A 26,705-nucleotide genomic window follows, 5' to 3' on the forward strand; every position below is an offset into this window, starting at 1 on the left:
TCCGCCACCGTCGCCCAAGACGGCTACGACCGCACCGGCTCCGCCACCGTCGCCCAAGACGGCTACGACCGCACCGGCTCCGCCACCGTCGCCCAAGACGGCTACGACCGCACCCAATCCGCTTCGATCAGCTGATAATTCATTAACCAGCGCACAGCCCGGCTTCGGCCGGGCTTAGTCATTTCTGGGGCAAACAAAATATAAGGTTCCACACAAAAAACCTGTGGGAGCGGGCTTGCTCGCGAAGGCGTCCGTTCAGTCAATACTGATGGCAACTGACACGACCTCTTCGCAAACAAGCCCACTCCACAAGATTTGCATTTGTCTGGAAATTGCATCACCCGGCTTGCACTATTGCCCCTACCCAATGCACTCCAGGATCCCAAGCCATGCCCGATGACATCCATTTCTACGAACCCGCCCACGGCCACGGTCTGCCCCACGATCCGTTCAATGCCATCGTCGGTCCGCGCCCTATCGGCTGGATTTCTTCGCAGGATGCCAACGGCCAGTTGAATCTGGCGCCCTACAGCTTCTTCAACGCCTTCAACTACATTCCGCCAATCATTGGTTTCTCCAGCGTCGGACGCAAAGACAGCCTGAACAACATCGAACAGACTGGCGAATTCGTCTGGAACCTCGCCACCCGCCCGCTGGCCGAGCAGATGAACCAGAGCTGCGCGATGGTTGCACCTGAGGTCAACGAGTTTGAATTGGCAGGCCTGACGACAGTCGCGTCAAAGGTGATTTCCGTGCCACGCGTCGCCGAAAGCCCGGTGTCCTTCGAGTGCAAGGTCACGCAGATCATTCAGTTGCAACGTGCCGATGGCGAGACAGTGCCGAGCTGGCTGATTCTGGGCGAAGTGGTCGCCGTGCATATCGCCAAGTGGCTGTTGAAGGATGGGATCTACGACACCGCCGCGGCAGAACCGATTCTGCGCGGCGGCGGGCCGGCGGATTATTTCCAGCTGGGGCCTGAAGCCCTGTTCAAGATGTGGCGACCGGGGGCGGCCAAGTAACGGATTACCAGATCAGCTCGGCGTCTTCAGTGACGCCCTTGAGGCGATCCAGCTCATTGATGGCGGCGTCATCGGCGGCGATGGCGCCGGGGAACACCTGATCAGCCAGCAATTTGTGAAAGCGCGGTGCACCGCCATCCACCAGGGCCTTGACCGCGATTGCCGCGTAATAACCCTTGTTGCCACCCAGTTCGACGGGGACGACTGCGGATACTGCTTCGAAGTGTTCGAACTCTTTACGTGCCATGTCGCAAGTCCTGGCTCAGTCAATTAAGCCGGACATTAAACCCTCAACCGGCGAGTTTGTGTACCGGTGCCGAACACTGGCCAAGGGCCTGGGCTGCCGAGACATCCTTGAAGGTGTGGAAATCCAGACTGTTGACCACCAACTCCTGCACCAACTCGGCGAAGATTTCCATCGACGGACTGCTGAAATACGCGGTCATCATCTGCTGATTGCTCCAGAAACCGCAGACCAGCCACAACTCGGGATCACACTGCGAATGCTGCAAGGCAAAGCTCAGGCAACCGGGCGCGGCGCGGGACGGTTCGATCAATGCGCTCAGGCGCACACCGAGTTCCGCCGAGCGTCCGGCGCGCGCTCGAACGAAGGCCATATGACTGACGGGAATCTGCTTGGACATGTTCAACCCTCCCAGGGAGTCGCGTGGCAGCCGGGGACGGGCTGCGACAGGATCCAAGATTATGGGTCGAGCGCCAGAGGCCGTTAGTCGATTCCTGCCGTCGCGTTGCACAATCCTGCGAGACTGCGCGTTGTCGCTGCAACAGTCTGCAAAACCTCGTCACATGGCTGTCACATGCGTTTCAAGCAAGTTCCACGCTGTGCGTCCCGCTATGGCTGGGAACATGAGCAACACCGTGCAGAATCAGGCAAGCATTTCGCAGAATGTGTCTACCGTTCACACTTGCACAAACATATGCTCTGCTCCATTCCACATCCCTTGCCGAGGATGCCGTGCATGACGTCATTCGATCCGATTCAAGCCCCACTCGACGCCGACATGGAAAAGCAACGCGCTGAACTGGCGGCGATCATTCGCCGCAACACCACCGACGATGGCAGTTACGCCACGGCCATCGGCTCGCTGTTCATGTCGCGCCACACAAAGTCCCATGACTTCGCACCGGTGCTGGCACAACCCGCCCTGTGCATCATGGCTCAGGGTCGTAAAGAGGTGCGACTGGTCGACGAGTTCTTCAATTACGATCCGCTGAATTATCTGGTGGTCTCGGTCTCGATGCCGTTGAGCGGGCGCGTGGTCAACGTGTCGCCGCAAGATCCGATCCTCGCCGTGCGCCTGGACATCGACCCGGCTGAGATCACCGCACTGATCGCCGACGCCGGACCGCTCGGTGTGCCGACCCGGCCGACCGGACGCGGCTTGTACGTTGAAAAAATCGACAGCGCGATGCTCGACGCGGTGCTGCGTCTGGCCCGATTGCTGGATGCGCCAAAAGACATCGCCATGCTCGCGCCGCTGATCCGTCGAGAGATTCTCTATCGCCTGCTGCGCAGCCCGCAGGGCCATCGACTGTATGAAATCGCGATTGCCAACAGTCAGAGCCACCGCATCAGCCAGGCCATCAAATGGCTTAACGGCAACTTCGAGCAACCGCTGCGCATTGATGATCTGGCCAAGGCAGTGAACCTCAGCGTGTCGACGCTGCACCATCGTTTCAAAGCGATGACGGCGATGAGCCCGTTGCAGTATCAGAAGCAATTGCGCCTGCAAGAGGCGCGGCGTCTGATGCTGGCCGAAGGGCTGGAAGCGTCGGCGGCAGGGTATCGGGTGGGGTATGAAAGCCCGTCGCAGTTCAGCCGTGAGTACAGCCGCTTGTTCGGCGCGCCGCCGTTGCGGGATCTGGCGCGGTTGCGTCTGTCCGTCTGATCCAGAGTTTTTACTGTGTTCGCTGCCCTCATCGCCAGCAGGCTGGCTCCCACAGTGGTGGTGTCCACAACATCTGTGTTCACTACGAACTCCTGTGGGAGCTAGCCTGCTAGCGATGGCGTCAGTCCGGGCCACTCAATTTCAGAGCGCCCGGATCACATGCTTGATCTCCTGAAACGCCGCCAGGCCCCACGGCCCCAATTCGCGGCCGATGCTGCTCTGTTTGTAACCGCCCCACGCCGTCTGCGGGAAGATCACCTGCGGCGCGTTGAGCCAAACGAGCCCCGCTTGCAGGGCGTTGGCGACCCGGTCGGCGGTCTCGGCTTGACGCGTCACCACACTGGCGACCAGACCGAATGGACTGTCGTTAGCCAAGGCGATCGCCTCGGCCTCACTGCTGAAACGGCGCACGCACAGCACCGGGCCGAAAATCTCTTCACACCACAACGCACTGTCGAGGGGCACGTCGGTGAATACGGTCGGCTGCAAAAAATAGCCGCGCGGCAGATCCGCCGGACGATGGCCGCCGCAGATCAGCTTCGCCCCGGCACTCAACCCACGGTCGATGTGGCCGAGCACACGCTGGTACTGCGCCTGATTGACCAGTGCGCCCATTTCCACGTCCGGGTCGAACGGCCCGGCCACGCGGATTTTTTCCGCGCGCGCCTTCAGGCGCACGAGAAAATCATCTGCCAATTCATCGGCGACCAACACTCGGCTGGTGGCCGAGCACATCTGCCCGGCGTTGAAGAAACCGCCGCCACAGGCCAGTTCGACAGCCAAATCAAGATCAGCATCTTCGAGCACCAGCAGCGAAGATTTACCGCCAAGCTCCAGACTAACGCCCTTCACGCTTTCGGCGGCGCGCTGCATCACTTGCACACCGACAGCGTTGCTACCGGTGAAGGAAATCTTGGCGATACGCGGATCCGCCGACAGCGGCGCCCCCACGGCCATACCGGTACCGCAGACCACGTTGAAGACGCCTTTGGGCAGGCCCGATTCAGCGATGATTGCCGCCAGTTCCAGCTCCGGCAACGGCGTGACTTCCGACGGTTTGAGCACCACACAGCAACCGGCGGCCAGGGCCGGCGCAAGTTTCCAGGCAGTGGTGACCATCGGAAAATTCCACGGCACGATCAGCCCGACCACACCGCACGGTTCGCGGCGTAGACGTGCGCTGAAATCATCGCTGGGCAGCGGCACATCAGTGTCTTGTTTCGCGTCGAGGCCCTCGGCCAGTTCCGCGTAATACTCGAAGGTGGCGATCACGTCGTCGACATCAATGCCCGCTTCGAATTGCGGTTTGCCGTTGTTGCTCGATTGCAACTTCATCAAGTCCTCGCGACCATTGCGCACGCCGTTGGCGATGTTGCGCAGGATCACGCCGCGTTCGGCGCCCGTGGTGGTCGACCAATTCTTGAAGGCTTCGGCGGCCACGGTCACCGCGTGATCGACGGCCCGCTCATCACCGCCATTGACCGTGGTCAGCAGCGCTTCGGTGGCCGGGTTGATCACGCGCAAATGCTCGCGACCGGCTGACCATTGGCCGCCGATGTAGAGGCCGTCGAGTGTGGTTGGAAAACTCATCATTTGGCCACCGCCTGCATCCATTGATGCTGGTCGATTTCGATCACGCTCGGCCCCTGACGATCCGTCGCGGCGCGCAGCGCACCACGCAATTGCTCAACCGAGCTGATCGCCTCGGCTGCACAGCCCAACGCCTTGGCCACACCAATGAAGTCCGGGGTGTAGATATCGACGCCGACCGGCTCGATGGCGCGGTTGACCATGTATTTTTTGATCTCTTCGTAACCCTGGTTATTCCACAGCAGGACGATCACTGGCGTGCGCGCTTCGACGGCGCTGGCCAGTTCCGGCAGGGTAAATTGCAAACCGCCGTCGCCGATCAGGCACACCACTGGCGGGCGCGCACCTTTGTCGCAGTGACCGCCAAGCCATGCACCGATGGCCGCCGGCAAGGCGTAACCGAGGGTACCGTAACCGGTCGACGAGTTGAACCAGCGGCGCGGACGCTCCGGATTGAAGGTCAGGTTACCGGTGTACACCGGTTGCGTGGAGTCGCCGACGAACACCGCGTCCGGCAATTCGTACAGGACGGTTTCGAGGAAACGCGTCTGAGCCTGGGTCGGTGCATCCCAAGTGGCGGCCAGTTCTTCGCGCAGACGTGCCGCACGCATCTGGCCCCAATCGTTGCGGCGCTCGGCCAATGGTTTGTGCGACAACGCGCTGAGCAGTGCTTGTGCCGCGTTGCGCGAATCGGCGACCAACGCGACATGTGGCGGGTAGTTGCGCACCGTCTGATCGGCATCGATATCAATGCGCAGCAGCTTGCCGGGAATATCAAACCCGCCGGCGAACGTGACGTCGTAATCGGTCTCGGCCAGTTCGGTGCCGATCGCCAGCACCACATCGGCATCGGCGACCAGTGCGCGAGTGGCAACCAGGCTTTGCGTCGAGCCAATCAACAGCGGATGACTGGACGCCAGCATGCCTTTGGCGTTGATGGTCAGCGCCACTGGCGCGTCGAGCAACTCGGCCAGTTCGGTGAGTTCAGCGGCAGCATCAATGGCACCGCCTCCAGCGAGAATCAATGGACGCTGGGCGCCGGCCAGCAGTTCGGTCATGCGGCTCACGGCGGCCGGCGCAGCACCGGCACGGTCGACATTGACCGGGACGCTGGCGAGCAAGTCATCGGCCTCCTCGACGAGCACATCCAACGGGATTTCGATATGCACCGGACGCGGTCGCCCGGCCTGAAACAGCGCAAAGGCGCGCGCCAGCACCACCGGCAACTCAGCGGCCGACATCAGCGTGTGGGAGAACGCCGCAACGCCGCCGACCAATGCGCTCTGGTTCGGCAATTCATGAAGCTTGCCACGCCCGCCCCCCAACTGACTGCGCGACTGCACGCTGGAGATCACCAGCATCGGAATCGAATCGGCGTAAGCCTGGCCCATCGCCGTAGTGATGTTGGTCATGCCGGGGCCGGTGATGATGAAGCACACACCCGGTTTACCGCTGGTGCGGGCGTAGCCGTCGGCCATGAACCCGGCGCCCTGCTCATGCCGAGGGGTGACGTGGTTGATGCTCGAACGGGCCAGCCCGCGATACAGCTCCACGGTGTGTACCCCGGGAATGCCAAACACCTGCTCGACCCCGTAACCTTCGAGTAACTTGACCAGTACTTCGCCACACGTCGCCATGTCGATTGCCCTTTATATTCAGTTGAAACACAGGGCCCTGGGTGGGAGCGGGCCGTGGAATGGGCTCATTGAACGGGCGGCAGGTAGCGGCAACAATCGATTAAAAGTCATACTAGCCATGTCCTCACGTCATACCTTGGATCCCAATGAAGCGATTGCCCCCCCTGCCCGCCCTGCACACCTTTCTGATCACTGCGCAGTGCTGCAACTTCACCCGGGCGGCCGAGCAGTTGCACATCACCCAAGGAGCGGTGAGCCGACAGATCGCCGGGCTTGAGGATCATCTGGGTTATGAGTTGTTCATTCGTCAGGCCCGTGGCCTGGCGCTGACGAGTGAAGGTCGTGAATGGCTGCCACGGGTGGAGAAAATCTTCACTCTGATCAGCGAAGGTACCGAGCAGATCGGGCTCAAGCGCCAAACCCTGCAAATCAAAGCGCCAAGTTGCGTGATGCGCTGGCTGGTACCGCGTCTGTTGCAATGGCAGAGGGAACGCCCGGACGTGCCGGTCAAACTGACCACCACACTGGCCCACGGCGTTGACTTCCAGCGCGAGCCATTCGATGCGGCGGTGATTTATGGAGCGCCGCCGGACAACTCCACCACAGCTCTGCATCTGTTTGATGAGCAACTGACACCGGTCTGTTCGCCCGCATTGCTGAAAGGCCCTCCGGCGTTATCCGCCCCGTCCGATCTGCAACATCATCTGCTGCTGCATCCGACCCCCGACACTCAGGACTGGACGGTGTGGCTGACGGCCGCCCATCTGCAATTGAGCAATGAGTACATGGGCCAGCATTTCGAGACGCTGGATCAGGCAATGTCGATGGCGTCCCACGGGACGGGTGTGGCGATCGGGGATTGGTCGCTGATCGGCGATGACTTGCGTGCCGGACGACTGGTGATGCCGTTCGAGCTGAAGGTGAAGACGGGGTTGGCGTATTACGTGGTGTTGCCGCAAGGCGGGGAGCCATCACCGAAGCTGGAAGAACTGATGATCTGGCTAGTGGAGCAGGCCCACACCCGCTGAACACCCTAATCGAATGTGGGCGCGGGCTTGCTCGCGAAAGCGGTGTATCCGTCACCCAACATGTTGACTGATACTCCCTCTTCGCGAACAAGCCCGCTCCCACATTTGTTCTGCGCTGTTGCTTAGTAACCGACCGTAAACCGCTGACGCGAATGCTTCGGCGCCTCAACTTCGTCGATCAGCGCAATCGCGTAATCGGCAAACGTGATCCAGCTACGACCTTCGGCACTTACCAGCAAGTGATCCTTGCCGACTCGAAATGTGCCCGTGCGCTCACCTTCGACAAACTCCGCCGACGGCGACAGGAACGTCCAGTCCAGTTCCATCTCCTGACGCAGCGCATCCAGAAACTCGGCACCGGCGCTGGCTTCGACTTTGTACTCTGCCGGAAAACCAGCGCTGTCGATCACCCGCGTGTCGTCCGGCAGCAATAGCGAACCGGCACCGCCAACCACCAACAGACGCTTCGCCCCCGCCTGCTTCACCGGCCCGACAATCGCGCTGGCCGGCACCGTGGTGAAGTGCGCGGCGGTGATGACCACGTCGTGACCGGCAACGGCATCTTGCAGCGCCGCCGAATCCAGCACATCGACATTCTTGCTGGCCACACCGGCACGGGCGCCGATCTTCGAGGTATCGCGAGCGATGGCGGTGACGCTGTGGCCGCGGCGCAGGGCTTCTTCCAGCAATTGGCTACCGGCACGACCGGTGGCACCAATGATTGCGATCTTGCTCATGACATTCTCCAGTTGGCTTGAGAGTGCTGCGTTTTCAGCGTTGGGTTACCACTGCATCTCGCCCTTGGCGACTTTGGCGCTCAGCTCCAGTGAGCTTTCTTCACCCAGTTTCGGGTAGCGCTTTTTCATCGCGGCGATCAATGCGGTGGAGTCTTTGGCCTTGGCGGTTTCTGTGTCGAAAGCCTTAATGTAGTCGGCGGTGAATTTCACGCTGGCCAACGAACGGCTGCTGTCACCGAGGTAGTGACCCGGCACTACGATTTTCGGCTTCAGGGTTTGAATCGAATGCAGGGTCTGGAGCCAGTCGGCGTGGGATTGCGCGATCTGGGTATCGGCCATCCAGACGTGGATATTCTCGGCGACAACCACACCACCAACCACAGCCTTGAGCGACGGAATCCACACAAAGCTGCGATCCGGTTGCTTGCCGTCCAGCCCGATCACCTGCAATTTCTGCCCTTCCAGCATCAGGCTGTCGCCCTTGAGCACGCCCGGCACAATGGTTTTAGCCGGTACGTCGGCGCCCATTTTCGGCCCCCAGAACGCGAGTTTGCCGGCGACGGTTTGATTGATGTGATCGACAGTCGGCTGCGAAGCCAGCACCTTGGCGTCAGGAAAGGCTTTGGTCAGGGTATCGAGGCCGAAGTAGTAATCCGGATCACCGTGGCTGATGTAAATGGTGGTGAGTTTTTTACCGCTGGCGCGGATCTTTTCGACGACTTGCTCGGCCTGGGATTTACCAAACTGCGCGTCGACCAGGATCGCGTCCTTTTCGCCACTGACCAGTACCGAAGTCACCGGGAAAATGGCTTGAGTGCCAGGATTGTAGACATCGAGGGTCAGGTTGGCAGCAGCGGCATGCGCGGCGAAACCGAGGGTGGCAGTGGCAAGCAAAACGCGTTTGAGAGTGGTGAAGCCGATCATCTGTTGCTCCGGTGTCCGAATGCCGTGTCTGGCGATGGGACAGAGCTTAGTTGCCTGAGTCAGTACAAAAAATGCGATGCTTGGACATAGTTTGTTTCTGAAAGCGGGCAAATCATGGATCGTCTCCAAGCAATGAGGGTGTTCGTCACGGTGGTGGATCTGGGCAGCCAGTCAGCGGCGGCCGATCATCTGGACCTTTCACGCCCGGTGGTTTCGCGTTATCTGGCGGAACTGGAGGACTGGGTCGGCGCACGTCTGATGCACCGCACCACGCGCAAGTTGAGCCTGACCGCCGCCGGCAGTGAAATCCTGCCGCGCTGCCGGCAGATGATCGAGCTGTCGACCGATATGCAGGCCGCTGTCAGCGAGCCCCACGATGCACCCCGCGGGTTGCTGCGGATCAGCGTCAGCACCTCGTTCGGCCAGGCACAACTGGCCGACGCGATGGCCGCCTACGTCAAGCGCTACCCCGGCGTCAGCATCGATATGCAGATGCTCGACCGCACGGTGAATCTGGTGGATGAGCGTATCGATCTGGCGATCCGCACCAGCAATGATCTGGACCCGAACCTGATCGCCCGACGCCTGACCGTTTGCCGTTCGGTGGTCTGCGCAGCTCCCGCGTACCTTCAGGAACATCCGGCGCCGCAACGGGTGGAAGAACTGAATCAACACAACTGCCTGACCCACTCGTATTTCGGCAAGAGCCTGTGGCATTTCCAAGAGGATGGCGAACCGGTTTCGGTGCCGGTACAGGGCAGCATCAGCGCCAACGAGGCCAGCACATTATTGCGCGCGACGCTGGCCGGCGCGGGGGTCGCGATGCTGCCGACCTATCAGGCCGGGGTGCATATTCATGCGGGAGAGTTGATTCGCTTGTTGCCCCACGCCGAACCGCGGCAGATGAACATCTACGCGGTCTATGCCTCGCGCAAACACATGCCGGCGGCGCTGCGCAGCATGCTGGATTTTCTGGTACTCAGATTCCCCGAAAACCCGGCGTGGGATATCGACCTGTAACCCCGGTCATAACGGCTCTGAATGTCACGATAGATGCGCAAACGCTGGGGCTGGCAAGTCCCCACCGCTGACCTATGCTCAAAGTAATACCCAAGGGTATTCGGTCAGAGGTCGGACACCATGAACATCAAAACAAGAAGATACCTCGCAATTTTCATCACCTGCGCCGCCACACTGGCGTTGTACGGCACTGCAGCCTGGCGGGTCGAGCAACTGCGACAACTGCCTCGGGAATACGCCAGTTGCAACGTGGAGCACTGCATTCCGCACAATGCCACGCTGAGTGCGTTGCGTTGATGTAACAACGCGCAAACGCGGCCCGCTCCCAAACAGGGATTGAGGTGTTTACAGGTTTACTGCTCGGCCTTCAGGCGGTCGCGGAAAGCCTTTGGCGAAATCCCCACCCGCCGCCGGAACAGGCGCGTGAAGTTGGTCGGATCGGAAAACCCCAACAACTCCGACATCTCGTAAATCGTCATGCTGGTGTAGGTCAGCAAGCGCTTGGCTTCCAGTAACTGACGCTCGTGCATGATCTGCAACGCCGGCTGCCCCGCCAGTTCACGGCAAGTGCCGTTGAGGTGTGACACCGAGATCCCCAACCGATGCGCCAGATCTTCGACCTTCACATGCTGGCGGTACGTTTCTTCCACCAATTGGATAAAACCGTTGAGGTATTCGCGCTGGCGCTGCGGCCGCTGGCTGGCGTTATGGCGCACGATCGCCTGACGACTGACCCAGACCATGATCACGCTGACCAGCGAATGCATGAGCATTTCCCGCGCCGGTTGGTGGCCGTTGTACTCGGCCTGCAACGCGGTAAACAGGCTGTTCAGATAATCGCCGTCCTTGCCCGCCGAATAGCTTTCAGCCAGGGCCAGGGCGTGTACCGAATCGCCCAGTTGCGCCTGCAAATGATGGATCAGCGGCGTGGCGAGGGTGACGATAAATCCTTCGACGTTCTCGGAAAAACGGAAGCCGTGCACCGACAGCGGTGGCAGCACCTGAATCGCGGGCGTCTGCAGTTGTGTGCGTTGACCTTCGATTTCAAGCTCTGCCTGACCATTGAAGACGAAGAGCAATTGGCACAAATCGGCGTGGCGGTGGGGTTTGATTTCCCATTGATGTTCGCGACTGCGTGAGGAAATGGTTTCACAGTGCAGCAAGTCAGGGGTTGGCCAGTCCAGGCTTTCACCGTAGAGCTTGAACACCGGAATCGAAGGCAGCTCAGGCTTGTTCATCACTTCAATCCAGGCCTCGGGGTAGTGGGCGATAATCGCACCGATTGGCAGAATGTACAGGTATCGGCTCAGTTTTCACCTTCAATTGACAGACCCGCAAGGGAAAAATGCAAGCACTCGATCCATAAAAATCATTCAACGGCCTTGGCCGTGTGAAGCTTGCGAGTCATAAAAACAATGAAAACGCTGAAAACCCAAGTCGCCATCATCGGCGCCGGTCCATCCGGATTGCTCCTCGGCCAGTTGCTGCACAACGCTGGCATCGACACCCTCATCCTCGAGCGCCAGACACCCGATTATGTCCTCGGCCGCATCCGCGCCGGTGTGCTTGAACAAGGCATGGTAGAGCTGTTGCGCCAGGCTGGCGTGAGTCAACGGATGGACGCCGAAGGTCTGGTTCACGGTGGTTTCGATCTGGCGCTGGACGGGCGCCAGGTGCACATCGACCTGCACGCGTTGACCGGAGGCAAAACCGTGATGATCTACGGCCAGACCGAAGTCACCCGTGACCTGATGGCCGCTCGTCGGGACGCGGGCGCACCGACGATTTATCAGGCGAGCAATGTCGTTCCTCACGGCATGAAAACCGACGAAGCCTTTGTCACCTTTGAAAAGGACGGCGAAACCTGGCGCGTCGATTGTGATTACATCGCCGGTTGCGACGGTTTCCACGGCGTCGCCCGGCAGTCGATTCCGGCTGACTGCCTGAAAGTCTTCGAACGGGTTTATCCGTTCGGCTGGCTGGGGATTCTGGCCGACACGCCGCCGGTGCATGAAGAACTGGTTTACGCCCGCCACGAACGCGGCTTCGCCCTGTGCAGCATGCGTTCAACGACGCGTACCCGTTATTACCTGCAAGTGCCGGCGGATGAAAACGTCGATGACTGGAGCGATCAGCGCTTCTGGGATGAACTGAAGTCCCGCCTGCCCATGGCGCTTGCAGAACAACTGGTCGCTGGGCCGTCGATCGAGAAAAGCATCGCGCCGTTGCGCAGTTTTGTGGTCGAACCGATGCAACACGGACGGATGTTTCTGGTCGGCGATGCCGCGCACATCGTCCCGCCTACCGGCGCCAAGGGTTTGAATCTGGCGGCCAGCGATGTCAGCACACTGTTCAATATTCTGCAGAAGGTTTATCGCGAAGGACGCGTCGACCTGCTCGATAAATATTCCGAAATCTGCCTGCGTCGGGTGTGGAAAGCCGAGCGATTTTCCTGGTGGATGACGTCGATGCTGCATCGCTTCGACGATCACGATGATTTCAGCCAGCGCATCAGCGCCTCGGAACTGGACTACTTTGTCAGCTCGCAAGCGGGGCGAAAAACCATTGCAGAAAATTACGTCGGACTTCCTTACGAGGCTATCGAATAGCTTCCTACCGACTTACACTGGCAAGCCTCCCCGCTTGCCAGGTCATTTGCGGGATTTTCACTGCCCGCAGGTGTTGTCCGTGACCCATCTCAATCATCCTGAAACGCCCAAACCGGCCATTCGCAGCGTGCTGGTCGCGCTGATGATGGCGATCTTTCTTGGCGCACTGGATCAGACCATTGTCGCCGTGTCGATGCCGGCCATTTCCGCTCAATTCAAAGACGTCAACCTGTTGGCCTGGGTGATTTCCGGGTACATGGTGGCGATGACCGTGGCGGTGCCGATCTACGGCAAGCTCGGTGATTTGTACGGCCGGCGCAAACTGATGCTGTTCGGCATGGGCCTGTTCACCCTCGCCTCATTGTTTTGCGGCATGGCGCAAAGCATGGAGCAACTGGTGCTGGCGCGGATTCTCCAGGGCATCGGGGCCGGCGGGATGATTTCGGTCAGTCAGGCGATCATCGGCGACATCGTGCCGCCACGCGAACGCGGACGCTATCAGGGTTACTTCAGCAGCATGTACGCGGTGGCCAGCGTCGCCGGGCCGGTGTTGGGCGGCTACATGACCGAGTACCTGTCGTGGCGATGGGTGTTTCTGATCAACCTGCCGCTGGGTCTGGGCGCTTATTGGGTGGCGCGGCGTAACCTGCGCGGCCTGCCGATCCCGCAGCGCAAACCGATCATCGATTACCTCGGCACATTGCTGATGATCATCGGCCTGACCGCCCTGTTGCTCGGCATCACCCAGGTTGGTCAGGGTCATTCGTGGCGCAGCAGCGAAGTGCTTGGGCTGTTCGTTTGCGCGGTGCTGGTGCTGGCGCTGTTTGTCTGGCATGAACGCCGCACGCGTGAGCCCTTGCTGCCGATGCACCTGTTCGCCAACCGCAATGCCCTGCTGTGCTGGTGCACGATTTTCTTCACCAGTTTCCAGGCGATTTCGCTGATTGTGCTGATGCCGCTGCGCTTTCAAAGCGTCACCGGGGCCGGGGCCGACAGCGCCGCGTTGCACTTGCTGCCATTGGCCATGGGCCTGCCGATCGGCGCCTACTTTGCTGGGCGTCGCACCTCAGTAACCGGGCGCTACAAGCCGCAGATTCTGACCGGCGCGATGTTGATGCCGATCTCGATCCTGGGCATGGCCTTCAGTCCGCCAGAGGCCACTTTGCTTAGCGGCTTGTTCATGTTGCTCAGCGGGATTGCCGGCGGCATGCAGTTCCCTACCTCCCTGGTCGGCACGCAGAACTCGGTGGCGCAACGCGACATTGGCGTGGCCACCAGCACCACCAACCTGTTCCGCTCGCTCGGCGGCGCGGTGGGCGTGGCGTTGATGTCGGCGCTGTTACTGGCATTTTTACAGGACGCCAGTTTCGCCCATCTGGCGAGCAGTTCGCTGATGAGCGAGGGGCATTCGGGCAATGTGTTGCTTGATGGTTTGAACGCGGCGCCGAGTGATGCTCGGAACGCTTTGCGCGCGGAGCTTTCGGTGACCTTCCGGCATTTGCTGTGGGTCAGTGCGGCGGTGTCGGTGCTGGGGCTGACGGCGGCGATTGCGATGCCGAACAACTTGCTGCGCGGCAGAGAGCACGGCACCCAATAGCAGCCATACCAGAGAACCCTTTGGGAGCGGGCTTGCTCGCGAATGCGCAGTGTCAGTCGACAACAATGCTGGATGACACACCGCTTCGCGAGCAAGCCCGCTCCCACAGGATGTGGGTGATCAAGGGCTGTAGTAACCGACCGCTACCAGAAAATGGCCGACCTTCTTCAGGTAGGCATGCTTGTCCTCGACCTTGCCGGTCACCGGGTTTTTCCAGCGGTATTCGTATTCGCCATCATCCTGTTTGGCAATCAGCGCCAGTATCGGCTCACCCACCGGTTTGCCTTCCGGGTCCTTGACCTTGCTGAAGTCGGTATTGATCAAGCGCAGATTGGTGCCATGGGCGACATAGCGCCGGGTATCGAGGTCGACGACAAACACATACAGGTCATCCTGCAAATAGCCGCCCTTGAGCGAGTTGATCGCCGTCAATGTGCCCTTCTCGTCTTTGCCCAGATCGGTAGCAGCCTTGTTCAGCAACGCCATCGCCTGCTCCGACGACGCCCGCGGCAGGTAATAACCGACCGCCAGAATCCGTTGGCCGATGCGCTGGTAAAACACATGCTTGCGCTCGACCTTGCCATCCGACCAATTCTGCCAACGGTACTCGGCTTGCTGGATGCCGTTGCCCTCCGGCACTTTCAAGGCATTTTTGAAGGCTTTCTGCAGGTCAGGCCCGAGCACCTCGCTCACATCACGGCCGATCAACGCCGACGAGGGCCCGCCGCTGGCGAGCATGACGCCCTTGGTGTCGAGCACAAACACATAGCGATCCTTGTCGACAAACTCGCCCTGGCGACTGAACGCGGCGAACGCCTTGTCGCCGTTGTCGTGGTAGTAGGCCAGTGCTTTTTCCAGCAAGGCGATGGCGGCCTGGCTGTCATCCTTGGCAGTGGTCGCGGCGTTGGCCAGGCCGAACCCGGCCAAGAGCATCACGCCGAGCCAGGCCACTTTATGCAAAAAACCCATAGCGCATCCCTCGTTCTTGTTGGTGTTTCAAGAGCGTAGACGGCTTGGGATGATGTAGGGATATTCAGAAGGTTTCTGGAGATTACACCGTGTTGTGGCGAGGGAACGTGCCCACTCGCCACACGTTTGATCAGGCTTTAAGGCCGGGCATTGATCTGCTGCTGCAAGTTCTGGATCTGCGCCTGAAGCGTGTTGATGTTACGGGTCATCTGGCGACGGAACGCATCGAACTCGGCGGTATTGGCGGCACTTTGCGGTGCTGCCGGGCGGTTCTCCTGTTCGCTTTTGAGGACCACGATTTCCTGCTCCAGACGATCAATCGCCGCGCTCGGATTGCCCTGTTTCTTCAGTGCGGCGATGTCCGCGCCGAGGCTCTTGAACTGCGCATCGAAACCCTTGAGCTGGGCGTCGACCTTGCTGGTATCGGCCGGGGCGTTTTTCAGCGTGGTCAGCTCTGCGCTCAGGGCTTTGACCTGCGCCTGTAACTGGCTGTTGGCGTTTTGTTGCTCGGTGGTCTGGGCGCTCATCTGCGCCAGACGCTTGTCCAGCTCACTGGTCTGGCCGGCAACGCCCTGCTGCTGTTTGCTCTGATCGAGCAACTTGCCTTCCAGTTGCTTGATCTGCAACTTCAACGCTTCGCTGTCGCTGGTGACATTGGATTGACTGGCGACGACCTTGCCGGAAATATCTTGCAGGCGCCCCGCGGCTTCTTCGCTGATGCGCGCGAAGCTTTCCTGGGTTGCGACCAGTTGCTGCTCCATCAGCGAGATCTGCTGAAAGCTCCACCAGGCAAGGCCGATGAAGGCGAAAAACAAAGCGCCAACCAGCGCCCACAAAGGCCCGGTGCTCGCCGCTTTGACCCTGACCACGGGCGGCGTGCGCGAGTGCACGGAGGTGCGGGCGGTGGTCGGAATGTCATCGTCGTCGAAAGTGTCGGCACGCAGGCTCGGTACATCATCGAAATCGTCGTGGGCATCATTACGCATGGACATTGAGGCAACCTTTGTGAAACGCGGTGATGGCAGATTGGGGCGAAGTATAAACCCCACAGCCGCAGGGATTGACCCTCAACCTGTAGTGCGGTTCATTGCCGGTCGGCCGATTCGTTTCAACGAATGTCCTGAGCTTTCCACCAACCGCAGAACTCGTCGAGGGCGGTCCACAGACTGACTTTCGGATCGTAGTCCAGATAATGCCGGGCGCGACTGATGTCGAGGGTGAAATTTTTGTTCATCACTTGCATCCCCAGCCGCGACAGCGTCGGCTCCGGACGTCCCGGCCAGAGCTTGCACGCCCCTTCATTGAGCGCGGCCACGCTGTAGGCCAGACCGTAGGAGCGATACCGGGTGACCTCTGGGATCTCCATTTTGCGCATCACGTAATTGACCACATCCCACAGCGGCACCGGCGTACCGTTGCTGATGTTGTAGGCCTTGCCCAGCGCGGAACCGGCGGCCAGCAAACTGCTGAGCATGGCTTCGTTGAGGTTTTGCACGCTGGTGAAATCGACCTTGTTCAGGCCATTGCCAATGATTGCCAGACGGCCCTTGCGCTGCATGTTCAACAGGCGCGGGAAGATGCTCATGTCGCCGGCACCGGTGACGAAGCGCGGGCGCAGGGCGATGGTTTCCAGACCGAATTCCTGCGCGCCGAAAACCTTTTGCTCGGCCAGATATTTGGTCGCCGCGTAGTGATGCTTGAAGCGCTTGGGCACTTGTTCTTCGGTCAGGTTCAGGTGGTCGCGGCCATCGAAGTAGATCGACGGTGACGACAAATGCACCAGCCGTCGAACCCGTCGCTTCAGGCAGGCCTCAACAACGTTTTCGGTGATCTGCACGTTACCTTGATGAAAATCCTGATAGCGACCCCACAGCCCGACGGCACCGGCGCAATGCACCACGGCCTCGACGTCGGTGCAGAGTTCGCGCACCAGATCCGGGTCAGTCAGATCGCCGGGGACAAACTCGGCGCCACGGCGTACCAGATGCTCGACGCTCTCGGCCCGGCGGCCGTTGACCCGCACATCCAGGCCCTGCTCCAGAGCGAAACGCGCAAAGCGTCCGCCAATGAAACCGCTTGCGCCGGTGACCAGAATTTTCATGTAAAGCTCCGCTGTCTTTCGATTTGCCTGATTCGTGTGTCTTGACGCTGGCTGTCAGTCCAACGGCACCAGCCATTGTGGCGAAGATCGCACCAATTGCTCGGTCAGCAAGCCCAGCAACTGACCGCCGTTGCGCCAATGATGCCAGTAGAGCGGCACGTCGATCGGTTTATCTGGCAACAGTTCGCGCAGTACACCGCGTTGCAATTGCTCACGCACTTGCAGTTCCGGCACCAGCCCCCAGCCCAGCCCGGCCTCGGTCAGGCGGATAAAACCTTCGGAGGATGGGCACAAATGGTGCTCGAAACCGCCGTCGACGCCGAGGGAAGCGAGGTAGCGATGCTGAAGAAAATCATCCGGACCGAACACCAGCGCCGGGGTGCGCGGCAGTTGTTCGGCGCGCACGCCATCGGGGAAATGCCGGGCGATGAACGCCGGGCTGGCCAGCGCGCGATACCGCATGGCCCCGAGCAAGACGCTGCGGGCGCCGGCCACCGGCCGCTCGCTGGCGCAAACACACGCCGCCACTTCACCGGCGCGCATGCGTTTGAGGCCGACGGTCTGATCCTCCACCACCAGATCCAGCAACAAATGCTGTTCAGCACAGAAATCACCCACGGCTTCCGCCCACCAGGTGGCGAGGCTGTCGGCATTGATCGCAATGCGCAGACGCTCGGGTAGACCTTCTTCGTCCAACGCCGGCACGAGGGTCTGCAAATCACGTTCAAGCAAACGTACCTGTTGCACATGGTTGAGCAGTCGCCGGCCAATCTCGGTCGGCGACGGCGGCGTACCACGCACCAGCACGGGTTGGCCGACCCTCGCCTCAAGGAGTTTGATCCGCTGCGAGACCGCCGATTGCGACAGGCCCAACACCTGCGCCGCGCGCTCGAATCCGGCTTGCTCGACCACGGCGGCCAAAGCAGACAGCAATTTGTAATCGAACATCACTTTTCCTAATGAGCGATCAGCATTATTGGTTTTTCTTATAACGCGTCCGACTGGAGAATAGCCAGCAAGCACTCTCTCTCAAGGACCTTTCCATGGCTGGCGAAACCTCACTCTCGACTCTGCTGCGCAGCATGAGCCCGCAGCTCAACGCCGGCGACTATGTGTTTTGCACCTTGCCCGACGGGCATCTGCCAAATGGCCTGGAGATTGTCGGCTGCTTTCGTGAACAAGAAGGCCTGACCGTGATTGTGCATCGCTCACTGGCCGAGCGGGCCGGCTTCAGTTTCGATTACGTGGCCGCGTGGATCACCCTTAACGTGCATTCGGCGCTGGAAGCCGTCGGCCTCACTGCCGCATTCGCCACCGCACTGGGCAAGGCCGGGATCAGTTGCAACGTGATCGCCGGTTACTACCACGATCACCTGTTTGTCGGTCAGGCCGACGCCGAACGCGCCATGCAAGTGCTGCGCGATCTCGCAGCCAACGCGGAGTGAATCTTATGTGGCAAAGCTATGTGAACGGTTTGCTGGTGGCGTTGGGGCTGATCATGGCGATCGGCACCCAGAATGCTTTTGTACTGGCACAAAGTCTGCGTCGTGAGCATCACTTGCCGGTCGCCGCGCTATGCGTTGCGTGCGACGCGCTGCTGGTGGCCGCTGGGGTGTTCGGCCTTGCCACCGTACTGGCACAGAACCCGACATTGCTGGCGGTGGCGCGCTGGGGTGGCGCGGTGTTCCTGATCTGGTACGGCAGCCAGGCGCTGCGCCGGGCGTTCTCGAAACAGAGCCTGAATCAAGGCGAAAACCAGACCGTGCGCTCGCTGCGGGCAGTGATGCTCAGCGCCTTGGCAGTGACCTTGCTCAACCCGCACGTTTATCTGGATACCGTGTTGTTGATCGGCTCTCTTGGCGCGCAACAATCGGTGCCGGGCGCTTATGTGGTGGGCGCAGCCAGTGCGTCGTTGCTGTGGTTTTTCACGCTGGCGCTGGGTGCGGCGTGGCTCGCGCCGTGGCTGGCTCGGCCGAGTACGTGGCGGATCCTCGATCTGCTGGTGGCGGTGATGATGTTCGCGGTGGCAGGACAATTGATACTCGCTCCGTGATTTATTCCAAAAGGCTCTGGAACCTCTATCCCACACAGTTGTTGCGTGGTTAAGCCGCAACCCCGGTGCTATGATCCGAACCCTGCGCCGCAAAGAGTAAAAACTCGTCGTCGCATTTCTGGCCGCCCGTGATCGGCCTTGCGCTCACCGCAACAGACCTGATTAGGAGAATCATCATGGCTTTCGAATTGCCGCCGCTGCCTTACGCACACGATGCCCTGCAGCCGCACATTTCCAAGGAAACCCTGGAATTTCACCACGACAAGCACCACAACACCTATGTCGTGAACCTGAACAACCTGGTGCCGGGCACCGAGTTCGAAGGCAAGACCCTGGAAGAAATCGTCAAGACTTCCTCGGGCGGCATCTTCAACAACGCCGCTCAGGTCTGGAACCACACGTTCTACTGGAACTGCCTGGCGCCAAACGCCGGCGGTCAACCAACCGGCGCGCTGGCTGATGCAATCAACGCAGCCTTCGGTTCGTTCGACAAATTCAAGGAAGAATTCAGCAAAACCTCGATCGGCACCTTCGGTTCCGGCTGGGGCTGGCTGGTGAAAAAGGCTGACGGTTCCCTGGCGCTGGCCAGCACCATCGGCGCCGGCAACCCGCTGACCAGCGGCGACACCCCGCTGCTGACTTGCGATGTCTGGGAACACGCTTACTACATCGACTACCGCAACGTTCGTCCCAAGTATGTCGAAGCGTTCTGGAACCTGGTCAACTGGAAGTTCGTCGCTGAGCAGTTCGAAGGCAAAACCTTCACCGCTTAAGCTGCGCGCCAGAGAAGAAACCCGGCTGATGTCGGGTTTTTTTATGCCTTTGATTCAGGTACGAGATAGCGCTTTTCTCAGATTTAAATCTGTCTGCCGCCGCTTGCCGCCCTCTCACAGAGGGCTACCATCAAAAAAAAGAAAAAATGTCCCGCAACGCTCAAGTTGAGAGCAGAAACTACCGACACAGTACAAATAGGACTAATACTCTAGTCAGCAGCATTTCGGCCCAGGCCACAGGCAATTTATTCTGAGCCTGATTGTCCCTTTGACTGCCAACACCGGATTGCCAATACTCACGGCAACTTGACGCTACCCGCACGGAACAAGGAATAACCCTTTGAAGCTGGAACTCAAGAACAGCTTGTCGGTGAAGTTGCTCCGGGTCGTGCTCCTGTCGGCATTGATCGTGGGCGTGGTCTTGAGCTGCGCGCAAATTGTTTTCGATGCCTATAAAACACGCCAGGCCGTTGTCGGTGACGCCGAACGGATCCTCGACATGTTCCGCGACCCCTCCACTCAGGCCGTCTACAGCCTGGACCGGGAGATGGGCATGCAGGTGATCGAAGGCCTGTTCCAGGACGACGCCGTGCGCCAGGCCTCCATCGGCCATCCCAATGAAGCGATGCTCGCGCAAAAATCCCGTGAGTTACAGCATTCCAACAGCCGCTGGCTGACCGACCTTATTCTGGGTCAGGAGCGCACCTTCACCACGCAACTGGTGGGTCGCGGCCCCTACAGCGAGTACTACGGCGACTTGAGCATCACCCTCGACACGGCTACCTATGGCGAGAGTTTTATCGTCAGTTCGGTGATCATTTTCATTTCCGGTGTATTGCGTGCCCTGGCCCTGGGCCTGGTGCTTTATCTGGTCTATCACTGGCTGCTGACCAAACCGCTGTCGCGGATCATCGAACACCTGACCGAAATCAATCCGGATCGACCCAGCGAACACAAGATTCCGCAACTCAAGGGCCACGAGAAAAACGAACTGGGAATCTGGATCAACACCGCCAACCAGTTGCTCGAATCCATCGAACGCAATACCCACCTGCGCCACGAAGCGGAAAACAGCCTGCTGCGCATGGCTCAATACGATTTCCTCACCGGTCTGCCAAACCGCCAGCAACTGCAGCAGCAACTGGACAAGATCCTCGTCGACGCCGGCAAGCTGCAACGCCGCGTCGCGGTGTTGTGCGTGGGGCTGGATGATTTCAAAGGTATCAACGAACAGTTCAGCTACCAGACCGGCGATCAATTGTTGCTGGCGTTGGCTGATCGCTTGCGCGCCCACAGCGGCCGCCTCGGTGCCCTCGCCCGTTTGGGTGGCGACCAGTTCGCCCTGGTGCAGGCCGATATCGAACAGCCTTACGAAGCGGCGGAGCTGGCACAAAGCATTCTTGATGATCTGGAGGCGCCGTTCGCCCTCGACGACCAGGAAATCCGCCTGCGTGCAACCATCGGCATCACCCTGTTCCCGGAGGACGGCGACAGCACCGAAAAGCTGTTACAGAAGGCCGAGCAGACCATGACCTTGGCCAAGACCCGCTCGCGCAATCGTTATCAGTTCTACATCGCCAGCGTCGACAGCGAGATGCGTCGCCGTCGCGAACTGGAAAAAGACCTGCGCGATGCCTTGTTGCGCGATCAGTTCTACCTCGTTTATCAACCGCAGATCAGCTACCGCGATCACCGCGTGGTTGGCGTCGAGGCGTTGATTCGCTGGCAACACCCTGAACACGGTCTGGTCCCGCCCGACCTGTTCATTCCGCTGGCCGAACAGAACGGTACGATCATCGCCATCGGTGAATGGGTGCTCGATCAGGCCTGCAAACAATTGCGCGAATGGCACGATCAGGGCTTTGTCGACCTGCGCATGGCGGTCAACCTGTCCACCGTGCAACTGCACCACGCCGAACTGCCGCGGGTGGTTAACAATCTGCTGCAGATGTACCGCTTGCCACCGCGCAGTCTGGAGCTGGAAGTCACCGAAACCGGCCTGATGGAAGACATCAGCACCGCCGCCCAGCACTTGCTGAGCCTGCGCCGCTCCGGCGCGCTGATTGCCATCGACGACTTCGGCACCGGGTATTCATCGCTCAGTTATCTGAAAAGTCTGCCGCTGGACAAGATCAAGATCGACAAGAGCTTCGTGCAGGATCTGCTGGATGACGACGACGATGCGACCATCGTTCGCGCGATCATTCAACTGGGCAAGAGCTTGGGCATGCAGGTAATTGCTGAAGGCGTAGAAACCGCCGAGCAGGAGTCGTACATCATTTCCGAAGGCTGCCACGAAGGTCAGGGCTACCACTACAGCAAACCGCTGCCGGCGCGCGAGTTGAGCGCCTACCTCAAGCAGGCGCAACGCAGCAACGCGGCCATCCTTTAAAAGTTCGCAGCCTTTGGCAGCTCTCGTGAATCCCATTCGCCTGTAAGCGTTGCCGAGAGGCTGTGATCTTTTGATCTCAATACACGAATAAGAAATATTTCCAAGCACATCCCTTTACAGATAATGCGAAAGATTTGCATTATGTCGCAGTTTTGCGCCCCCAGCGCGAGTCCACTCAACTACCGAAGCAGGATGTTCGCCATGATTCGTATGCCTCTGGCTACCGCCAGTCTGCTGGCCATCGCCATTTCCCTCGCCGGTTGCGGCGAAGGCAAAGACAAGCCCGCCGCCCCGACCACGCCGACTCCAGCCGCCAGCACCACCGCTCCTGCCGCTGCACCTGCCACAGCCGCTAAAATCGACGACGCCGCCGCCAAGGCTGTGGTCGCGCATTACGCCGACATGGTCTTCGCCGTTTACAGCGATGCCGAATCCACCGCGAAAACCCTGCAAACCGCCGTCGACGCATTCCTTGCCAAGCCGAACGCCGACACCCTGAACGCCGCCAAGGCTGCCTGGGTCGCTGCACGCGTTCCGTATCTGCAGAGCGAAGTGTTCCGCTTCGGCAACACCATCATCGACGACTGGGAAGGTCAGGTTAACGCCTGGCCACTGGACGAGGGTCTGATCGACTACGTCGACAAATCCTACGAACACGCACTGGGTAATCCGGGCGCCAGTGCCAACATCATCGCCAACACCGAAGTCCAGGTCGGCGAAGACAAGGTCGACGTGAAAGACATCACCCCGGAAAAACTCGCCAGCCTGAACGAGCTGGGCGGTTCCGAGGCCAACGTTGCCACCGGCTACCACGCCATCGAATTCCTGCTGTGGGGCCAAGACCTGAACGGTACCGGTCCTGGCGCGGGCAACCGCCCTGCTTCCGACTACCTGGAAGGCGCCGGCGCTACCGGCGGTCACAACGATCGTCGTCGTGCCTACCTCAAATCCGTGACCCAACTGCTGGTCAGCGACCTGGAAGAAATGGTCGGTAACTGGAAGCCGAACGTGGCTGACAACTACCGCGCCACCCTGGAAGCCGAACCGGGCGAAAACGGCCTGCGCAAAATGCTCTTCGGTATGGGCAGTCTGTCCCTGGGCGAACTGGCGGGCGAGCGCATGAAGGTGTCCCTGGAAGCCAACTCCCCTGAAGACGAACAGGATTGCTTCAGCGACAACACCCACAACTCGCACTTCTACGATGCCAAAGGCGTTCGTAACGTTTACCTGGGCGAGTACACCCGTGTCGACGGCACCAAAATGACCGGCGCCAGCCTGTCGTCGCTGGTGGCCAAGGCCGATCCGGCCGCCGACACCGCGCTGAAAGCCGATCTGGCCGCGACCGAAGCCAAGATCCAGGTCATGGTCGACCACGCCAACAAGGGTGAGCACTACGACCAATTGATCGCAGCCGGCAACACCGCTGGCAACCAGATCGTGCGTGACGCCATCGCCTCGCTGGTCAAGCAGACCGGTTCGATCGAAGCGGCGGCCGGCAAACTGGGCATCACTGACCTGAACCCGGACAGCGCTGATCACGAATTCTGATCAAGCTTGTCTGACTGAAAAAGGCGACCTTCGGGTCGCCTTTTTCATACCTGCCATGCACAAAACCCTGTGGGATCGGGCTTGCTCGCGAAAGCGGTGGGGCAGACACAGATGAATTGACTGACACACCGCTTTCGCGAACAAGCCCGCTCCCACAAGGAGGCTGCGTTTCTCTAAATCACTGCCTCACATCAAGTAAACGATAATTCCTCTTATTCAAACTCCTGCGCCCTGTTAGACTTTGCGCCTTTGTTTTTGCCCGTCCGCAGGATGTCTATGCCCTCGCTGCCTCTTCGTTTGTCCGCACTGTTTCTGGCCTTGGGCCTGAGTGCCTGCGATGACGCCCCGCGCTTCACCAAAGCCGAGCCCGGTGAAGCACGCTCAGGCGGTGCGGCGACCGTGCGCAAGACCGATCAGAACGCGTTTTCCCTGCCCTCGGCCAACCTGCCGCCATCGCGCAGGGTGGATTTCAGCGTCGGCAACAGCTTCTTCCGCAGCCCCTGGGTGATCGCCCCATCGACCACCACCGCTCGTGACGGCCTCGGCCCGTTGTTCAACACCAACGCCTGCCAGAACTGCCACATCAAGGACGGTCGCGGTCATCCACCGACACCGCAGGCAAACAATGCAGTGTCGATGCTGGTAAGACTGTCGATCCCCAACACCCCGGAACTGGCCAAAGTCATCGAGCAGGTCGGCGTGGTGCCGGAGCCGGTCTACGGCGGCCAGCTCCAGGACATGGCCGTGCCTGGGATGGTTCCGGAAGGCAAGGTTCGCGTCGAGTACACACCGGTGCCGGTGCGCTTCAAGGACGGCACCGAAGTCGAACTGCGTAAACCGGAGCTGCGAATCACTCAACTCGGTTACGGGCCGATGCACCCGGACACGCGTTTCTCCGCACGCATCGCTCCCCCCATGATCGGCCTCGGCCTGCTCGAAGCGATCCCCGAAGAAGCGATTCTCGCCAATGCCACCGCTCAGGCCAAAGAGAAGAACGGCATCAACGGCCGACCGAACCAGGTCTGGGATGACGTCCTGCAGAAAACCGTGATCGGTCGATTTGGCTGGAAAGCCGGGCAACCGACCCTCAACCAACAAAATGTTCATGCGTTTGCCGGGGATATGGGCCTCACGACCAGCATGCGACCGTTCGATGACTGCACCGAAGCGCAAACCGCCTGCAAACAGGCGCCGAACGGCAATGGCCCGGACGGTGAGCCGGAAGTCAGCGACAACATCCTGCGGCTGGTGCTGTTCTATAGCCGCAACCTCGCCGTCCCCGCGCGCCGTGGCGTCAGCGACACCCAAGTACTGGCCGGCAAGAACCTGTTTTACCAGGCCGGCTGCCAGTCGTGTCACACACCGAAATACACCACCGCCGCCAACGCCGCCGAACCTGAACTGGCCAATCAAGTGATTCGCCCGTACAGCGATCTGCTGCTGCATGACATGGGCGACGGTCTGGCTGACAACCGCACTGAATTCCAGGCTTCCGGCCGCGACTGGCGCACGCCGCCGTTGTGGGGCATCGGACTGACGCAAGCGGTCAGTGGCCACACGCAGTTTTTGCATGACGGCCGCGCACGCAATCTGCTTGAAGCCGTGCTTTGGCACGGTGGCGAAGCGCAAGCGGCGCAGCAACAGGTTTTGTCTTTCAATGCCGAGCAGCGCACCGCGTTGCTGGCGTTTCTGAATTCACTTTAAACACTTAAAAGAATCGGGAGCCCGACATGTTCCGTCCCAAGCTACTGTTCACCAGCCTTGCCGCGCTCGCCCTCGGCGCTTGCTCGCCGCAGGATCCGCAAGCCGTCACTTCGGCCGCTATCGCCAAATCGGTGATTCTGCCGACGTACACCCGCTGGGTCGAAGCCGACAAGCAACTGGCGGTCAGCGCCCTCGCCTACTGCCAGGGCAAAGAGACGCTGGAAACCGCTCGCGCCGACTTCCTGCACGCGCAAAAAGCCTGGGCCGAACTGCAACCGCTGCTGATCGGCCCGCTGGCCGAAGGCAACCGCTCGTGGCAAGTGCAGTTCTGGCCGGACAAGAAAAACCTCGTCGGCCGTCAGGTCGAGCAACTGGTCGTCGCCCAGCCGCAGATCGATGCTGGCGCATTGGCCAAATCGAGCGTGGTGGTTCAGGGGCTGTCGGCTTACGAGTACATCCTGTTCGACGCCAAGCCTGACGTCGCCAACGCCGACCAGAAAGCCAAGTACTGCCCATTGCTGATCGCCATTGGCGAACGCCAGAAGCAACTGGCCGAGGAGATTCTGCAGAGCTGGAACAACACCGACGGCATGCTCGCGCAGATGACCAAGTTCCCGAACCAGCGCTACGCCGATTCCCACGAAGCGATTGCCGATCTGCTGCGTGTACAAGTCACCGCACTCGACACCCTGAAGAAAAAGCTCGGCACCCCAATGGGCCGCCAGAGCAAAGGCGTGCCGCAGCCATTCCAGGCCGATGCATGGCGCAGCCAGTCGTCGCTGACAGCGTTGGAAGCCAGCCTCGCCGCCGCCAAAACCGTTTGGGAAGGTGTCGACAACAAAGGCCTGCGCAGCCTGCTGCCAAGCGATCAGAAGCCTTTGGCGGACAAGATCGACGCCGCTTATGCCGCCTCGCTGAAACTGTTCGCCAGCACCCAGCGCTCGCTCGGCGAAATGCTCGAAGACGACGCCGGTCGTCAGCAACTGAACGACATCTACGACAGCCTCAACGTCGTCCATCGCCTGCACGAAGGCGAACTGGCCAAGGCGCTGGGCATTCAACTGGGCTTCAACGCCAACGACGGTGACTGATGA

25 protein-coding genes are annotated in these 26,705 nt (G+C 60.1%); 14 read left to right on the top strand and 11 right to left on the bottom strand.

From position 1 onward, the window contains the following. Window positions 1–389 precede the first annotated feature (389 nt). On the top strand, window positions 390–1,019 hold the full coding sequence (locus K5E40_RS18285; protein ID WP_221732047.1) for a flavin reductase family protein: 630 nt from the start codon (window positions 390–392) through the stop codon (window positions 1,017–1,019). A 4-nt stretch (window positions 1,020–1,023) separates the two neighbouring features. Here K5E40_RS18285 and K5E40_RS18290 read toward each other — a convergent pair whose 3' ends face one another. Both K5E40_RS18290 and K5E40_RS18295 read right to left on the bottom strand, forming a co-directional pair. Then, window positions 1,024–1,266 (bottom strand): hypothetical protein, encoded by a 243-nt coding sequence (locus tag K5E40_RS18290; RefSeq protein ID WP_221732048.1) that lies wholly within the window; start codon window positions 1,264–1,266, stop codon window positions 1,024–1,026. Between the two features lie 43 nt (window positions 1,267–1,309). Next, window positions 1,310–1,663 (bottom strand): antibiotic biosynthesis monooxygenase family protein, encoded by a 354-nt coding sequence (locus K5E40_RS18295; RefSeq protein WP_221732049.1) that lies wholly within the window; start codon window positions 1,661–1,663, stop codon window positions 1,310–1,312. Between the two features lie 336 nt (window positions 1,664–1,999). Between K5E40_RS18295 and K5E40_RS18300 the strand changes: the two genes are divergently transcribed. After that, complete coding sequence (locus K5E40_RS18300; protein WP_221732050.1) at window positions 2,000–2,929, top strand: AraC family transcriptional regulator; 930 nt, start codon at window positions 2,000–2,002, stop codon at window positions 2,927–2,929. 141 nt (window positions 2,930–3,070) lie between these two features. On the opposite strand, the gene K5E40_RS18305 is transcribed toward K5E40_RS18300, so the two are convergent. Beyond that, a complete protein-coding gene (locus tag K5E40_RS18305) occupies window positions 3,071–4,519 on the bottom strand; it encodes an aldehyde dehydrogenase family protein (protein ID WP_221732154.1) in 1,449 nt (482 codons plus the stop codon). After that, window positions 4,519–6,156: a 5-guanidino-2-oxopentanoate decarboxylase gene (locus K5E40_RS18310; protein ID WP_221732051.1), complete on the bottom strand. Its 1,638-nt coding sequence runs from the start codon at window positions 6,154–6,156 to the stop codon at window positions 4,519–4,521. Before K5E40_RS18310 ends, K5E40_RS18305 begins: the two co-directional genes overlap by 1 nt. Window positions 6,157–6,302: 146 nt before the next feature. Here K5E40_RS18310 and K5E40_RS18315 point away from each other — a divergent pair, with 146 nt between their 5' ends. After that, window positions 6,303–7,184 (top strand): LysR substrate-binding domain-containing protein, encoded by an 882-nt coding sequence (locus tag K5E40_RS18315; RefSeq protein WP_221732052.1) that lies wholly within the window; start codon window positions 6,303–6,305, stop codon window positions 7,182–7,184. Window positions 7,185–7,306: 122 nt separating this feature from the next. On the opposite strand, the gene K5E40_RS18320 is transcribed toward K5E40_RS18315, so the two are convergent. Then, window positions 7,307–7,921 carry an NAD(P)-dependent oxidoreductase gene (locus K5E40_RS18320; RefSeq protein ID WP_221732053.1) on the bottom strand — a complete coding sequence of 205 codons (615 nt, stop codon included), beginning with the start codon at window positions 7,919–7,921 and terminating at the stop codon, window positions 7,307–7,309. 45 nt (window positions 7,922–7,966) lie between these two features. Further along, window positions 7,967–8,845 carry an MBL fold metallo-hydrolase gene (locus K5E40_RS18325; RefSeq protein ID WP_221732054.1) on the bottom strand — a complete coding sequence of 293 codons (879 nt, stop codon included), beginning with the start codon at window positions 8,843–8,845 and terminating at the stop codon, window positions 7,967–7,969. 114 nt (window positions 8,846–8,959) lie between these two features. Between K5E40_RS18325 and K5E40_RS18330 the strand changes: the two genes are divergently transcribed. Together K5E40_RS18330 and K5E40_RS18335 are read left to right on the top strand one after the other, a co-directional pair. Next, window positions 8,960–9,865, top strand: coding sequence for a LysR family transcriptional regulator (locus tag K5E40_RS18330; protein ID WP_221732055.1), 906 nt, complete (start codon window positions 8,960–8,962; stop codon window positions 9,863–9,865). A gap of 120 nt (window positions 9,866–9,985) precedes the next feature. Beyond that, on the top strand, window positions 9,986–10,162 hold the full coding sequence (locus K5E40_RS18335; protein ID WP_221732056.1) for a hypothetical protein: 177 nt from the start codon (window positions 9,986–9,988) through the stop codon (window positions 10,160–10,162). Window positions 10,163–10,218: 56 nt separating this feature from the next. Here the strand turns inward: K5E40_RS18335 and K5E40_RS18340 are convergent, their stop codons facing one another. Then, window positions 10,219–11,103 carry a helix-turn-helix domain-containing protein gene (locus K5E40_RS18340; RefSeq protein WP_221732057.1) on the bottom strand — a complete coding sequence of 295 codons (885 nt, stop codon included), beginning with the start codon at window positions 11,101–11,103 and terminating at the stop codon, window positions 10,219–10,221. Window positions 11,104–11,280: 177 nt separating this feature from the next. On the opposite strand from K5E40_RS18340, the gene pobA reads away from it, so the two are divergent. Together pobA and K5E40_RS18350 are read left to right on the top strand one after the other, a co-directional pair. Continuing rightward, window positions 11,281–12,474, top strand: coding sequence for a 4-hydroxybenzoate 3-monooxygenase (pobA, locus tag K5E40_RS18345; RefSeq protein ID WP_221732058.1), 1,194 nt, complete (start codon window positions 11,281–11,283; stop codon window positions 12,472–12,474). 79 nt (window positions 12,475–12,553) lie between these two features. Beyond that, the gene (locus K5E40_RS18350) at window positions 12,554–14,071 is read left to right on the top strand and encodes an MDR family MFS transporter (RefSeq protein WP_221732059.1); all 1,518 of its coding nucleotides are present in this window, start codon (window positions 12,554–12,556) and stop codon (window positions 14,069–14,071) included. A 120-nt stretch (window positions 14,072–14,191) separates the two neighbouring features. Here the strand turns inward: K5E40_RS18350 and K5E40_RS18355 are convergent, their stop codons facing one another. The 4 genes from K5E40_RS18355 to K5E40_RS18370 all read right to left on the bottom strand — a co-directional run bounded on the left by K5E40_RS18355 (window position 14,192) and on the right by K5E40_RS18370 (window position 18,089). After that, a complete protein-coding gene (locus tag K5E40_RS18355; protein WP_221732060.1) occupies window positions 14,192–15,040 on the bottom strand; it encodes a cache domain-containing protein in 849 nt (282 codons plus the stop codon). 137 nt (window positions 15,041–15,177) lie between these two features. After that, window positions 15,178–16,032, bottom strand: a complete 855-nt coding sequence (locus K5E40_RS18360; RefSeq protein ID WP_221732061.1) for an ATPase — start codon at window positions 16,030–16,032, stop codon at window positions 15,178–15,180. 116 nt (window positions 16,033–16,148) lie between these two features. Then, window positions 16,149–17,141: an NAD(P)-dependent oxidoreductase gene (locus K5E40_RS18365; RefSeq protein WP_221732062.1), complete on the bottom strand. Its 993-nt coding sequence runs from the start codon at window positions 17,139–17,141 to the stop codon at window positions 16,149–16,151. Window positions 17,142–17,195: 54 nt separating this feature from the next. Further along, on the bottom strand, window positions 17,196–18,089 hold the full coding sequence (locus K5E40_RS18370) for a LysR family transcriptional regulator ArgP (RefSeq protein ID WP_221732063.1): 894 nt from the start codon (window positions 18,087–18,089) through the stop codon (window positions 17,196–17,198). 95 nt (window positions 18,090–18,184) lie between these two features. On the opposite strand from K5E40_RS18370, the gene K5E40_RS18375 reads away from it, so the two are divergent. The 7 genes from K5E40_RS18375 to K5E40_RS18405 all read left to right on the top strand — a co-directional run bounded on the left by K5E40_RS18375 (window position 18,185) and on the right by K5E40_RS18405 (window position 26,702). Further along, entirely contained in the window at window positions 18,185–18,586 is a 402-nt protein-coding gene (locus tag K5E40_RS18375) for an ACT domain-containing protein (protein WP_221732064.1), read from the top strand. 5 nt (window positions 18,587–18,591) lie between these two features. Beyond that, window positions 18,592–19,194: a LysE/ArgO family amino acid transporter gene (locus tag K5E40_RS18380; protein WP_221732065.1), complete on the top strand. Its 603-nt coding sequence runs from the start codon at window positions 18,592–18,594 to the stop codon at window positions 19,192–19,194. A 176-nt stretch (window positions 19,195–19,370) separates the two neighbouring features. Further along, the gene (locus K5E40_RS18385; protein ID WP_016779807.1) at window positions 19,371–19,967 is read left to right on the top strand and encodes a superoxide dismutase; all 597 of its coding nucleotides are present in this window, start codon (window positions 19,371–19,373) and stop codon (window positions 19,965–19,967) included. A gap of 340 nt (window positions 19,968–20,307) precedes the next feature. Further along, complete coding sequence (locus K5E40_RS18390) at window positions 20,308–22,359, top strand: bifunctional diguanylate cyclase/phosphodiesterase (protein WP_221732066.1); 2,052 nt, start codon at window positions 20,308–20,310, stop codon at window positions 22,357–22,359. Window positions 22,360–22,560: 201 nt separating this feature from the next. After that, complete coding sequence (locus K5E40_RS18395) at window positions 22,561–23,907, top strand: imelysin family protein (protein WP_221732067.1); 1,347 nt, start codon at window positions 22,561–22,563, stop codon at window positions 23,905–23,907. A 276-nt stretch (window positions 23,908–24,183) separates the two neighbouring features. After that, window positions 24,184–25,611, top strand: coding sequence for a di-heme oxidoredictase family protein (locus K5E40_RS18400; protein WP_221732068.1), 1,428 nt, complete (start codon window positions 24,184–24,186; stop codon window positions 25,609–25,611). 26 nt (window positions 25,612–25,637) lie between these two features. Beyond that, window positions 25,638–26,702: an imelysin family protein gene (locus tag K5E40_RS18405; protein ID WP_221732069.1), complete on the top strand. Its 1,065-nt coding sequence runs from the start codon at window positions 25,638–25,640 to the stop codon at window positions 26,700–26,702. The last annotated feature ends 3 nt before the right edge of the window (window positions 26,703–26,705 follow it).

Source organism: Pseudomonas baetica (assembly GCF_019733355.1).
In the GTDB taxonomy this organism is placed as follows: Bacteria; Pseudomonadota; Gammaproteobacteria; order Pseudomonadales; family Pseudomonadaceae; genus Aquipseudomonas; species Aquipseudomonas baetica_A.